The sequence below is a fragment of the Vibrio sp. NC2 genome (genome assembly GCF_025195005.1).
GTDB lineage: Bacteria > Pseudomonadota > Gammaproteobacteria > Enterobacterales > Vibrionaceae > Vibrio > Vibrio splendidus.
In genome coordinates this window covers 309,646-322,880 of the sequence record NZ_JANVFC010000004.1, presented here as the reverse complement: position 1 = coordinate 322,880, position 13,235 = coordinate 309,646, and the positions used below count along the sequence as shown (strand labels likewise).

The 13,235-nt window shown below is 44.7% G+C and carries 14 protein-coding genes; 1 reads left to right on the top strand and 13 read right to left on the bottom strand.

What is annotated here, in order from left to right; translation table 11 throughout:
* Positions 1–68: 68 nt before the first annotated feature.
* The 7 genes from recR to NX845_RS08615 all read right to left on the bottom strand — a co-directional run bounded on the left by recR (position 69) and on the right by NX845_RS08615 (position 6,089).
* Entirely contained in the window at positions 69–668 is a 600-nt protein-coding gene (gene recR / locus NX845_RS08645; protein WP_017079504.1) for a recombination mediator RecR, read from the bottom strand.
* An 80-nt stretch (positions 669–748) separates the two neighbouring features.
* Entirely contained in the window at positions 749–1,078 is a 330-nt protein-coding gene (locus tag NX845_RS08640) for a YbaB/EbfC family nucleoid-associated protein (RefSeq protein WP_004734156.1), read from the bottom strand.
* A 168-nt stretch (positions 1,079–1,246) separates the two neighbouring features.
* Positions 1,247–3,529: a DNA polymerase III subunit gamma/tau gene (gene dnaX / locus NX845_RS08635; protein ID WP_260256763.1), complete on the bottom strand. Its 2,283-nt coding sequence runs from the start codon at positions 3,527–3,529 to the stop codon at positions 1,247–1,249.
* An 18-nt stretch (positions 3,530–3,547) separates the two neighbouring features.
* Positions 3,548–4,093 (bottom strand): adenine phosphoribosyltransferase, encoded by a 546-nt coding sequence (apt, locus tag NX845_RS08630; protein WP_004734171.1) that lies wholly within the window; start codon positions 4,091–4,093, stop codon positions 3,548–3,550.
* A 161-nt stretch (positions 4,094–4,254) separates the two neighbouring features.
* Positions 4,255–4,626: a YbaN family protein gene (locus NX845_RS08625; RefSeq protein WP_029222189.1), complete on the bottom strand. Its 372-nt coding sequence runs from the start codon at positions 4,624–4,626 to the stop codon at positions 4,255–4,257.
* A 73-nt stretch (positions 4,627–4,699) separates the two neighbouring features.
* Positions 4,700–4,837, bottom strand: a complete 138-nt coding sequence (locus NX845_RS08620) for a hypothetical protein (RefSeq protein WP_004734169.1) — start codon at positions 4,835–4,837, stop codon at positions 4,700–4,702.
* Between the two features lie 148 nt (positions 4,838–4,985).
* Positions 4,986–6,089 (bottom strand): response regulator, encoded by a 1,104-nt coding sequence (locus NX845_RS08615; protein WP_004734168.1) that lies wholly within the window; start codon positions 6,087–6,089, stop codon positions 4,986–4,988.
* Between the two features lie 228 nt (positions 6,090–6,317).
* Between NX845_RS08615 and NX845_RS08610 the strand changes: the two genes are divergently transcribed.
* Complete coding sequence (locus NX845_RS08610) at positions 6,318–7,193, top strand: LysR family transcriptional regulator (RefSeq protein ID WP_004734167.1); 876 nt, start codon at positions 6,318–6,320, stop codon at positions 7,191–7,193.
* 78 nt (positions 7,194–7,271) lie between these two features.
* On the opposite strand, the gene purF is transcribed toward NX845_RS08610, so the two are convergent.
* The 6 genes from purF to truA all read right to left on the bottom strand — a co-directional run bounded on the left by purF (position 7,272) and on the right by truA (position 13,148).
* A complete protein-coding gene (purF, locus tag NX845_RS08605; protein ID WP_004734166.1) occupies positions 7,272–8,786 on the bottom strand; it encodes an amidophosphoribosyltransferase in 1,515 nt (504 codons plus the stop codon).
* Between the two features lie 33 nt (positions 8,787–8,819).
* Positions 8,820–9,311, bottom strand: a complete 492-nt coding sequence (locus tag NX845_RS08600) for a CvpA family protein (protein WP_004734165.1) — start codon at positions 9,309–9,311, stop codon at positions 8,820–8,822.
* 61 nt (positions 9,312–9,372) lie between these two features.
* Positions 9,373–9,945: an SPOR domain-containing protein gene (locus NX845_RS08595; protein WP_017084069.1), complete on the bottom strand. Its 573-nt coding sequence runs from the start codon at positions 9,943–9,945 to the stop codon at positions 9,373–9,375.
* On the bottom strand, positions 9,946–11,208 hold the full coding sequence (gene folC, locus NX845_RS08590; RefSeq protein ID WP_017095027.1) for a bifunctional tetrahydrofolate synthase/dihydrofolate synthase: 1,263 nt from the start codon (positions 11,206–11,208) through the stop codon (positions 9,946–9,948).
* A 42-nt stretch (positions 11,209–11,250) separates the two neighbouring features.
* Complete coding sequence (gene accD, locus NX845_RS08585) at positions 11,251–12,177, bottom strand: acetyl-CoA carboxylase, carboxyltransferase subunit beta (RefSeq protein ID WP_004734162.1); 927 nt, start codon at positions 12,175–12,177, stop codon at positions 11,251–11,253.
* Positions 12,178–12,353: 176 nt separating this feature from the next.
* Complete coding sequence (truA, locus tag NX845_RS08580) at positions 12,354–13,148, bottom strand: tRNA pseudouridine(38-40) synthase TruA (RefSeq protein ID WP_004734161.1); 795 nt, start codon at positions 13,146–13,148, stop codon at positions 12,354–12,356.
* Positions 13,149–13,235: the final 87 nt, after the last annotated feature.

Here is a 13,235-nt window from a genome sequence, read left to right as displayed (position 1 = left end):
GCGTTTCAGAATAGAGCTTTATAACAAAAAGAAAAAGCCGCTTAGTGATGATTCACCAAGCGGCTTTTTTAGATCTTATGACGACCGAGTAAGGAGTGCGAAAGCGTGGTGCCATCCACCAGCTCTAGCTCACCACCGACGGGAACACCATGGGCGATACGGCTAGCGTTCACTTCATGGGCATTACATAGCTCAGCAATGTAATGCGCTGTTGCTTCCCCTTCTACTGTCGGGTTAGTCGCTAGAATTACTTCAGTGATATCACCACGACGTAAACGGTAATCCAAGACATCGAGACCGATATCACTTGGACCGATACCATCAAGTGGTGAAAGATGCCCCATAAGCACAAAGTAACGACCTGAATATTGGCCAGTTGCTTCAATGGCTGCAATGTCTGCAGGGCTCTCTACTACACAAATTTGACCATTTTCCTGACGTTTAGGATTGGTACAAATGTGGCAAGTATCTTCTTCAGTAAAAGTACGGCACTCATTACAATGACCAATTTCGGTCATTGCTTGGCTAAGAGCTTCAGCCAACTGTAGGCCGCCTTTTCTATCGCGCTGTAACAAATGAAAGGCCATACGCTGCGCCGACTTGGGGCCAACCCCAGGTAGACAACGTAAGGCCTCCATCAAATGCTCCAGCATATGACTGGTACGCATATTTAACCGTTCTAACTTTAAATAACGGCTTATTCAAGAACAAGCCGTTGGAAGAGACAAGTCTCTTATAAATAAGTCGCTTAGAAAGGCATTTTCATACCTGGTGGAAGTTGCATCCCACCAGTTACGCCAGCCATTTTCTCTTTTTGAGTCTCTTCAACACGACGAGCTGCATCGTTGAAAGCGGCTGCGATAAGATCTTCAAGCATCTCTTTATCGTCTTCCATTAGGCTTTCATCGATATCAACGCGACGAACACTGTGACTACCAGTAATCGTAATTTTTACAAGGCCAGCTCCTGACTCACCTGTAACTTCCATATTTGCGATTTCTTCTTGAAGCTTTTGCATGCGTTCTTGCATTTGCTGGGCTTGCTTCATCATGTTGCCCATACCGCCTTTACCAAACATGTTATTACTCTCTGGTCTAATTGGTTTATTAAAATCATTTAAGCTACTAAGGGCTTAAATGGGGGTTAAAACACTGTGATTCAACCCCACGAGTTCAGTTCTCTGATTTGCTTTCCAAGGATGATATGTCCATCACTAAATGAAAGGCATATCGATATTGGAGGAACACTATATTGGACGAACGCTGTCTCTATCCAACTCGGCAGCAAAACGTCTTTCGATAAACTGTACGTTGGCATCGTTTTCCAAACTGGTAAACGCGTCTTTCAACTTGCTTTGATACAATCTTTCTCGCAGTTCTAGCGGTGTTTCTCCACCATCACCAATTTCAACACTCAAATGACACTCTTCTCCAAGCACAGTATTGAGAGACTGCAATAGCTCACTCTGTGCACGGTCCGTATTCAAGTGAGCCTGGCTCGCTCTTAACGTTAAGGTGATTGATGTGTCAATCTTAGTAAATACTGAGTTCAATGCTAACTGTTCAACAAGCTTGGCTGTCTCTAGCTTTTGAATCGTGGCGGACCATTCATCTTGAACAATCGACTCTTGAAGCAATTTATCGACCATTTCTGGTGTCTTAATATGCTCTAACGCACGCTTGATCTGAGTAGGTGTAAGCTCTTTGCTCACCTCTTTCACTACAGGTTTAGACGGTTTCCAGCGATAAGGTTCATTATCGTTGGTCACATTTTCTGTCGAAGAGGCGGTTAAAGAAGCTGGCGACACCCGCTCAGAACCACCGTGTTGCTGAGCAACGCGGTCAAGAACTGATGTTTTAGCTGGTGTCGCTTTAGCCTTTTTTGGCGCCGAACCTTTGTTTTCTGTTGCTGCACCACCTCTACGTTGAGAACGCAATTGGTGACGTAAACCACTCACAGGCGAAGTTGCACGCGCTGGTTGCTCTTGCGAAGCAGAAGGAACAGGTGTAACAGAAGGTGCAACGGGAGCAACATTTGGCTGCTCTTGATTCTGATAATTAGCTTGCTGAGTCATGGGACTCATCGGCTGCTCTGTGCCGTAGCTTGGACGCTCATCATAAGCAGGTGGCGCGTCATACTGACTGTGCGGGTAATCCTGTTCTGGATAACCTTGGTTGCCTGAATGATCAGCGTAACCTTGCGAATCTGAATATTGGTTCTGATTCTGCGGCGGTTGCTGTTGCACAGGCTGCTGCTGACCAGGAGCTTGCTGAGGCACTTGAGGCTGCGAAGCCGCAGGAGCCTGAACTGACTGTCTCGGAGCGGCCATTGGCGCAGCTTGTCTCACTGGCTGAGCAACATTCTGAACCTGGTTCTGAACCGGATTCTGAGCTGAAGGCGCTGGGCTAGTCGACTCAGTCGAGATAGCCGTAGCAACAGTTTGCTCAGCAGGTCTGAATGCCAACATACGCAGAACCACCATCTCGATACCAACACGAGCGGTTGGCGATAATGGCAAGTCTTGACGCCCTTTCAACACTATCTGGTAGTAGAGTTGGATGTCTTGAGGGCTTAACGCTTTGCTCAGCAGTTCTAGCCTTTCAGCATCAGGCTGAGCCTTGTCTAAAGTCGACGGCAGAGCTTGATACATCGCTAAACGGTGTAATTGAGTCGCAAGTTGACTCAGCAATCCATCCCACTCAACGCCATTTTCAGCAAGAGCTTGAATGCAAGCCATCGCTAATTGTGGTTGTTTACTGCTAATCGCTTCAAGTAGATGAATCGCTTGGTCTGTATCTAGCGTACCAAGCATGTGAGCAACAGTGTCTGTCACTACATTACCATTACCTAATGCGATAGCTTGGTCTGTTAGGCTAAGAGCGTCACGCATACTGCCATCAGCGGCATGAGCAATCATTCCAAGCGCACGAGATTCATACGTCACATTTTCTTGTTCAAGAATATGATCGAGTTGCTCGTGGATATTATCAACGCTAATCGGCTTAAGGTGGAATTGCAGACAACGCGACAATATAGTCACAGGAAGCTTTTGCGGATCCGTCGTTGCGAGCAAGAACTTCACATACTCAGGCGGCTCTTCTAAGGTCTTTAGAAGCGCGTTAAAGCTGTGCCTAGACAGCATGTGTACTTCATCGATTAGGTAAACCTTGAAGCGACCACGTGCAGGCTTGTACTGAACATTGTCCAGAAGCTCGCGGGTATCTTCTACCTTAGTACGTGAGGCAGCATCGATCTCGAGCAGGTCAACAAAACGACCTTCATCGATCTCTTTACAGGTTGCACACTCACCACAAGGGGTTGCAGTAATGCCTGTTTCACAGTTGAGTCCCTTCGCAAACAAACGGCCGATGGTCGTTTTACCGACACCTCGTGTACCGCTGAATAGGTAAGCGTGATGCAACCTATTTTGGCTAAGGGCATTCTCTAATGCTGTTAAAACATGGGCTTGACCAACCACTTCTTTGAATTTGGTTGGTCGCCATTTTCGCGCTAACGCAAGATAGCTCATGAATAATTCCGAAAAGGATTAGTGACCGTCGAATTCGCAGATGCTAAACACTTCTAGACCTAAGCCTTGTAAGCGCTTGTCACCACCGATTTCTGGAAGGTTAATAACAAATGCAGCGTGTTCTACCACACCACCAAGCTGACGAATCAGCTTTGTGGTCGCTTCAATCGTACCGCCTGTTGCTAGCAAGTCATCAACCATCAGCACTTTATCGCCTTCGACGATAGCGTCGGTATGGATTTCTAGCGTATCAGTGCCGTACTCAAGCTCATAAGATTGTGCCACAGTTTGACGAGGCAACTTGCCCGGTTTACGAACAGGGATAAAGCCGACACCTAGCTCAAGAGCAAGAGGCGCACCAAATAGGAAACCACGAGCTTCAGTACCAACGATCTTAGTAAAGCCCATGCCCTTGTATGTGTCCACTAACAGGTCAATTGTCGCTTTGTAAGCGGCAGGATCTTCCATCAAGCTTGTTACGTCACGGAACAAAATACCCGCTTTAGGGTAATCAGGAATGCTTTTGATGCTTGCTTTGATCAGAGAGATTTTTTCTGTGTTCATAATCTTATGCACTTCATTAGGCCGCTTTCCAAACTCTCGTTAACGAATCAAACATCAACGCTCGGAATTAAGGAAAGGTACGATTGGTATTCATTGCAACGAGAGTCATAACTCTGATTGCTGAAATAATAAACGCCCGCTATACAAGCAGGCACACTGGCTTAATGGTAGTGATTTTCTTTGCTGTCAGCAACCAACTCATGGGTTGGAAGTCGCATAAACCATGTGAGAAGAATAACAAGTACACAAATTAGGAAAACCTTGACCCAAATGATCGGGGCAAAGTAGATCGATAACGCAAAACTCAACAAGATAAAGAACACGCCACGCGTTTTAACTTGTTTGGTCACAGCACCGTGTTGATACCAATTGTTCAATAACGGGCCGAGCGTTTTATGCTCATGCATCCATTTGTGAACTTTGGGGTTGCTTCGCATGAAACATGCACTGGCAAGAAGGAGAAAAGGCGTGGTTGGCAGAACGGGTAAAACGATCCCTAGAACTGCAAGAATGATACAAAGGCCACCAGCAATATTGAGGCTTAAAACTCGAACGCTAATTGTGGCCTCCTTGAGTTAGCTATCACCATCGGCGACGATAGCTTAACTAGAATGTTGCGTAACCATTGAATACTCGGATCAACGTAAGAGTTGCTGGTAGTAATGGAATCGCTAAAAATGCGGCTAAAAATCCTAAAAAATAGAATACATTAAACGGGTCTTGAAAGTCTTTGTTATCTGCCATGATTGCTTCTTGTTTTTGTTAGTAAAGGTAAGTATCTGGCGAACCAAACCCGCTTTGCTAAATCGACATTTAACAAAAAAGGCATGGCCACACCATTTGCGCAACTATACCTTAATCAATTATTCACAAAAACCGAGGAAATATAGGGTTAATCAGTGGACCCTTGGTGTATGTCTAAACTAAAACTGGCCGATCCAAGCAGGCTCAATGATAGCTGGCAGCCTTGTTCAATCGGAAGATCCCGTGTAATGAAGTTCTTCTTACAGTTCTCACCCAAGCGCTCGCCCGCCGCAATATGTTGATTCAATTCGCCATTCGACCATTGTCCATCTAAACCCGCAGGTAGAATAGAGATAGTTCCCACAGCAAGATCAGCAACACCAAACAAAGCATTCACAGGGGTCGAACATTTAGAGCAACGAATCCCCTTCTCCAAAATTTCCGCAATATCTTTGAGATCAACGTTAAAATCTTTTCTATTTCTGATGTAATCGTGGAATAACGCTCTCACCAACAATGTGGCCGCTGAGCCGCCGTTATCAGAAGACGACGAATCGACAAGGTAGAAAGCAAACTGCCCGTTCATCATCCACGCATAATCAAACACAAGCGGCATCATTTCTGTTGATTGCAGTAAACGGTAGCTGCAACGCCATGAGCCTTGTCGTGTGTCTTTCTCTGGAAGCAGCGCATGCAATAAATCTCTTGCAGCACTCGGGTTATCTTGCAGGTAGTTTAGATGCCAATGCAGCTCTTGGTCTTCAGGGATCTCGCCACCGTCATCAACGCAGAACCATTGGCTTGAAAAATCTCGTTGGTCTGAAATGTTATCGAACGAATCTGTCAACGTATTCGCAATCGCACTTCCTAAGTGACCGTGATCCTCTAGAGGTTTCGCTAAAAAGTCTTTGATACCAAATCGTAATGCTTTCGCCACATCAGACATATCATCAGTGCCAGACACAACGATCATAGGCAGTGACGGATACTCTAAACTGAGCTCTTCTACAAGCTCAATGCCATCCAGTATCGGCATTGATAAGTCACACACAATTAAATCTGGCGCTGAGTCTCTAAGCTTTTGCAGAGCGTCCAGCCCATTTTCAGCCTCAACCACTTTATAACCAATCTTGTCTAAGTACGCGCTGGTTATCCGGCGAAAAATAGGATCATCATCAACCAACATAACGCATTTTTGATTGAGAACTTCCTGAGCCGAGGTCATAACTGGCTGACTGTGAGTTTTGTACATAATCTCTAACCTCACAAAACTAAGTCGAATTATTATTGTTATCTGTTCTAAGAACTAATATAAAACTTAGTAATAAAATACTAAATACACAAATGTTCACTCTTTACTGGTAATTCGTGACAAGGGTTGGAATACTGGTAAATAGTGCAACGAGTTGACGTAACGCAAACATTGATCTCAATATTACGTATAAATTAGATGAGATTGTAAACAAATGTGTCTGGATTTATGAAATTAGATGATTTAAACCTCTTTCGACTTGTCGTTGAAAATGGGAGCTACACCGCAACATCGCGCAAGACTATGATTCCGGTTGCGACCATTACACGACGCATCCAAGCCTTAGAAGATTCTTTGAACCTAAGGCTTCTCAATAGACACGCGCGTAAACTCTCTTTAACAGAGGCTGGCGAACGTTTTTTCAATGAATGCTCACCGTTACTACAACGTCTATCTTCTACTGCAGAAGAACTCACTGACGTGTGTAAGGGGGCTTCAGGGAAGATTCGCATTACCGCCCCCTCGAACCTGACCAAGCGCATGATGATGCCGATGTTCAGTGAATTCATGACTCAATACCCTGATATCAATATTGAGCTGATGATGAACAACCAAGCTGATCAGCTTGATCCAACTGAGTGGGATGTCATTTTCAGAGTCGGCCCGCAGCGTGATTCAAGCTTAATCGCAAGAAAGATCAGTGAAGTGAAGGATATTCTTATCGCGAGTCCTGACTACTTAGCGAAGAACCCGGCACCAAGTCATGCAGAAGAGCTCGCGAATCATTCTTTACTCAAAGGTTACCCACTGATTAAGTGGCAGCTGAGTAATTCGAATGAAGAGACGGTCGTGAATAGCGAGAAAGGTCGTTTCAATGCGAATGCGCTTAATGTCGTGAGACAAGCCTGTTCAGAGGGCCTAGGTATCACCCTAATGCCTGACGTGATGATCCGTGAATACATTGAAGATGGCAGCTTAGTGCAAGTCTTAGAAGACTGGAGTGCTAACCCTCGTGATATTTACATGCTTTATAACCACAAAGACCACCTGCCAGAGAAGGTTAGATTGTTTATCGATTTTGTGATCGCATACCACATTCACTAAGATTCAATCCCCTTCCCCCGCAAACAAAAAACCAGAGCCGATGCTCTGGTTTTTTATTACTCATTTTTTATGAGTACGCTAAGCGCCTTCGTTATGTAACTCTAGGTTCGCGAGATCTTGTTGGATCTCACGCTCAACCTTTGAATCGTCATTACGTAAAGAGTCTAGGAAATCTAGGTACGCTTGGTCGATATCGCCCGTTACATACTCGCCGTTGAATACGGATGTATCAAAACGAGAGATGTCTTGATTACCCATACCTACAGCAGAGATTAAATCTGGTAGCGTTTGGAAAATCAAAGCATCGGCACCAATCTGCTTACAAATCGTTTCGTTGTCACGGCCATGAGCAATAAGCTCAGTCGCGCTCGGCATATCGATGCCGTAAACGTTCGGGAAACGAACCTCAGGAGCAGCAGAAACCATGAAGACTTTGCTTGCGCCAGAATCACGAGCCATCTCAATAATCTGCTCTGATGTTGTGCCACGAACAATAGAATCATCAACCAATAGAACGTTCTTACCTTTAAACTCAGAACGAATTGCGTTGAGCTTACGGCGAACCGACTTCTTACGCTGTTGCTGACCAGGCATGATGAACGTGCGGCCAACATAGCGGTTTTTCACGAAACCTTGACGATATGGCTTATTGATCGCTTGAGCAATTCGTAGCGCAATATCATTCGATGTTTCAGGGATTGGAATTACCACGTCAATGTCTAGGTCTGCGTACTCTTCTTTAATACGCTTGCCTAACATCTCACCCATCTCAACGCGTGCGCTGTAAACCGAAATTTTATCGATGAATGAATCAGGACGAGCAAAATAAACAAACTCGAAAATACATGGGTTTAATTGTGGGTTATCTGCGCATTGTTTAGTGAAAAGCTCACCATTGAATGTTGCGTAGATAGCTTCACCAGGGGCAACATCGCGCATAAAATCAAAGCCAACAGCGTCTAACGCTACCGATTCAGACGCAACCATGTACTCTGTTTTACCGTTAATTTCACGCTTACCAAGACACAGTGGACGAATACCATGTGGGTCACGGAATGCGATCATACCGTGGCCGATGATCATCGCTGTCACTGCGTAAGCACCACGAATAGTACGGTGCACGTTTGCAACGGCGCGGAACACATCTTCTGAAGTCACATTACCTTTAACAGTATCGATTTCATGAGCCAATACGTTCAGTAGAACTTCAGAATCAGAGGTTGTGTTGACATGACGACGGTCTTTTTCGAACAACTTCTCACGAACTTCACTTGCATTCGTTAGGTTGCCGTTGTGCGCCAACGTGATACCAAAAGGAGAGTTTACGTAGAAAGGCTGCGCTTCAGAAGCACTCGAGCTTCCCGCTGTAGGATAACGAACATGACCAATACCCACGTTACCTTGGAGGCGTTGCATGTGTTTTGCTTCAAAAACATCTTTAACTAAACCGTTCGCCTTACGCAGACGGAAACGATTGCTTTCTATGGTACAAATACCAGCGGCATCTTGGCCACGATGCTGCAATACCGTTAAAGCGTCATAAATAGACTGGTTTACAGGTGTTGAACCCACGATTCCAACAATACCACACATGTCCTAATCCTCGATTTTCGACATTAACTGGCGCTAAAGCGCGCCAGATAAGAAACTAGATGTTGCTTGTAAATGCTCAAAGAACGGCGCAATGATTCGGCTAAACTCCGGAACCAACTGCGAATTCTCCCACCACTCAGAACTTGGGAATGCAGTAAACGCATCCATGAAAAACAACACTGCAGAGACAATCAGAACACCACGTAAGCCGCCAAAGACGACACCGAGGATTCTGTCTGTACCCGACAGGCCTGTTTTCTGAACTAGCTGACCGATGACATAGTTAACTAAGGCACCGACAACTAACGTTGCAACAAATAATGCTGCTATCGCAGTTCCGTTTCGAAACATCTCATCTTCGATATTGGTGAAGTACATGGCTAATTTAGCGTAGTACTGGCTAGCAATAAAAAATGCTCCAAACCAAATAACAAGTGATAACGCTTCTTTAGCGAAACCGCGAACTAAACTGATCACGGCAGAGAAGCCGATCACGCCTAAAATGACAAAATCTAACCAATTCATGAATTCTTCATCTTAAGTTGGCGCGCATTTTAACAGAAAAAATGCTGACGCAAACGTTTTCTTATGGATTTAACGGTTTAAATTTGAGCAATTGGCCTTTTGAACCCGTAATTTTTTCTAATTCCTTAATTTGTCGCTCAAGTTTGGATTTAGAGACATCCGGGCCAATAATTACTCGCGTAAACGTTTTTTCTTGCTTGGTGTGAGCCTGGTAACCACGCTTTTGTAAATCCTTAACAACGTTTTTTGCGTTGTCAGCATTCTTCAAAGCCATCAATTGAATAATCCAAGCACTGTCTTGGTATTCATTTTTTTCCGGTACAGGCTTAACCACCACTGCCACTTTATCCGCTTCTTTGTTACTGGAAGCCGACGCAGTTTGCTTATCTGAATTATCAACACCACTTTCAACCACTCGCTCAACCGGAGAATCCGGCAGTGCAATCTGATCTTCAACAGGGTCGAGTACTTCAAAAACTTCTACATTACTATCAAGCTCTGGCTTAATCGGAATGCTTGCAAACTCTTCTTTATAGTGGAGCTTCTTACCATCTAGCACATCGGGCAATACAATCACACCAATGGCCACTAAAATGATGGTACCGACTAATCGGCTTTGGAATTTACTTGCCATTTAGTTTCCTTTTTTCTGCCAATGCTCCAATACTTCACCCACAGTATGGAAAGAACCGACCACCAGTACAACATCGTCACCTTTAACAGAAGCTAAAGCCGCTTCAAACGCTGCTACAGGGTTTGAATGCTGCTCTACGCCTTGAGGTAAGCTTTGACACAATTCAGCAGCTGTTGCGGCTCGTGGGCCGTTCAGCGAAGCTGGGTACCAATGTGTTGTGATTGGTGCTAATACTTCCAATGTCGCTGGGATATCTTTGTCATGAAGCATGGCGACTACAACGTGTAAATTTTTGCCTGCATACTTCTTCGTTACTTGCTGCGCAAAGTATTTAGCCGAATGCGGGTTGTGCGCAACATCAAGCACAATCACGGGTTGTTCGCTAATTTGCTGCATACGCCCAGGAAGCTGTGCGTTCTTCATGCCATTAACGACGTTCACATCGCTAATGCTAAGTTCTGAAGTACCTAATGCCATCAATGCTGTTGCTGCGTTAGGTAGCGGTAGGCTTGGAATAGGCAGTGATTCTAGTTGGAATGCCCCACTGCGCCAGTTCCAAGTATCGCCGTCTACATCATAGGTGTATTGGATACCCACCTGATAGAACTCAGCCTTAATGTCATCAGCGTGAGCAGCAACCGTAGCTGGTGGTTTAGGTTGACCACAGATAGCTGGCTTACCGCTACGATAAATACCGGCTTTCTCAAAACCAATCACATTGATGTCATCACCTAGCCAATCAACATGGTCGATAGCCAAACTGGTAATCACAGAAACATCATGCTCAACGATATTCGTCGCATCTAGGCGTCCACCTAGACCCACTTCTAATAACACAACATCAACAGCTTCAGTTTGAAAAGCACGTAACGCCGCTAAAGTCCCATATTCGAAAAAGCTAAGGCTGATCTCGCCGCGCTCTTTCTCAATGAAATTGAAAGACTGAACTATATTTTCATCGGATAGATCTTGGCCGTTAATACGAACACGTTCGTTATAGCGAATTAAGTGAGGAGAACTGTAGACACCAACTGAGTAACCAGCATCCAACAGAATAGCTTCCATTAGTGCACACGTTGAGCCTTTGCCATTAGTTCCGGCAACAGTAATAACGTGTTGAGCAGGTTTGGTGAGGTTTGCCTTAGAGGCGACGGCCTGAACTCGGTCTAATCCAAGATCAATAGCACTTGTGTGGATGTTTGATAAATAATCAAGCCACATCTCCAAAGAGGATGTGGCTTGAGGAATAGGTTGTTGACTCATCTAACTCATAACCATGATTAAGTAGGTTTGTTAGAAGGTACTTTACCCTTTTTCTGGCGCTTCTGGTACTTCATAAGTAGCTTCATTCGGTGAATCGTTCACAGAAACTACTAATGGTGAAGGCTGGTTGGTCATTTTAGCAACAAGGCTTGCAACGCGCTGACGCATCTCACGACGGTCAACGATCATGTCGATAGCGCCGTGGTCGAGTAGGAACTCACTGCGTTGGAAACCTTCAGGAAGGTCTTCACGTACAGTTTGTTCGATTACACGACGTCCAGCAAAACCGATAAGCGCTTTTGGCTCACCGATGTTGATATCGCCAAGCATTGCCAAACTCGCGGAAACACCACCCATTGTTGGATCAGTCATTACTGAAACAAACGGTAGGCCTTTCGCAGATAAACGCTCTAGAGCAGCACTGGTTTTTGCCATTTGCATTAGAGACATCAATGCCTCTTGCATACGAGCACCACCACTTGCAGAGAAACAAACTAAACCACAGTTGTTCTCAATAGCCGCATCTACCGCTTTCACAAAACGAGCACCAACAACAGAGCCCATTGAACCACCCATAAATGAGAATTCAAAAGCACACGCTACGATTGGTAAACCTAGTAGTTCACCTTTCATTGCGATCAGCGCGTCAGTTTCACCACTGTTCTTTTGAGCAGTAGAGATACGCTCTTTGTAACGCTTAGAGTCTTTAAACTTCAGTTTGTCTTGTGGCTCAAGATCAGCACCTAGTTCAACGCGCTCACCTTTGTCTAGGAATGTATCCAGACGGCGACGTGCCTTCATGCGCATGTGATGGTCACATTTTGGACACACTTCTAGGTTACGCTCTAGTTCAGCATGGTAAAGAACCTGCTCACAAGAAGTACATTTAGTCCAAACACCCTCAGGGATAGACGCTTTACGAGATGTTACGATGTTGCTTTTTTCTAAAATCTTTTCAAGCCAACTCATGGAAGACCTTTTTGTTTCGATTCTTACGCTTGATTGCGAAAGAAATAAATTTGGGAATTATGCGTGGGAATTAAAGCACATAAAACAGCGACTGTAGATAAAAAACTGGTTGTACCTATTTTCTGGCACTATTTTACGCACGAAACCGTAATATTTTTTGAACCTAAGTCTCACATTTAGTTCAAATTATCCGGTAAAAACAGAGGTCCAATTGGCTCTCGTGGTAACTCAAAATGTTCAGGATAATCAACATCTACCAGATACAAGCCTTCCGCTTTGGCGGTTGCGCCAGCCACTTTTCGATCTTTAGCCTCTAAAAGCCACTGGATCCACTCTGGTTTTTGCTCACCTTTACCTACTGCAATTAGGCTACCCGTAATATTCCTCACCATATGGTGAACAAACGCATTCGCTTTAATATCGATCACTATGTAGTGTCCATGACGAGTCACGTTTAAGTGAATCATGTTTCTCCATGGACTACGAGATTGACAATGTGTCGCTCTGAATGAGGTGAAGTCGTTCTCGCCTAACAAGTACTGACCCGCTTCATGCATCTTTTTTTCATCAAGGTGACCATGGTAATGGCTCACGCCTGAATTCAGAATGCCAGGACGTAGTGCATGATTAAAGATAATGTAGCGATAACGGCGTGCAGTTGCAGAAAAACGAGCGTGGAAATCCTCATTCACCTCTGTCGCCCAACGAACCGCAATATCTTTTGGCATGTTGGCATTCGCGCCCATTGTCCAAGCAACCATTTTACGATCAACATTAGTTTCAAAGTGAACGACTTGTCCCGTACCGTGAACACCGGCATCTGTACGACCTGCGCACATAACCTCTACAGGATGATTCGCGACAACTGAAAGAGCCTTTTCCAATTCTTCTTGGACACTTTTCACGTCTCGTTGGCGCTGCCAACCAAAGTAGTGGGTACCGTTATATTCAATACCTAAAGCAATTTTCATGTTCTTGTTCTCTTTGAAAATGGGCAAGAAGTATATACGGAAATGATTGCTAGCCCAAATAGGATGGGGCTAAAACTGCAATAAACA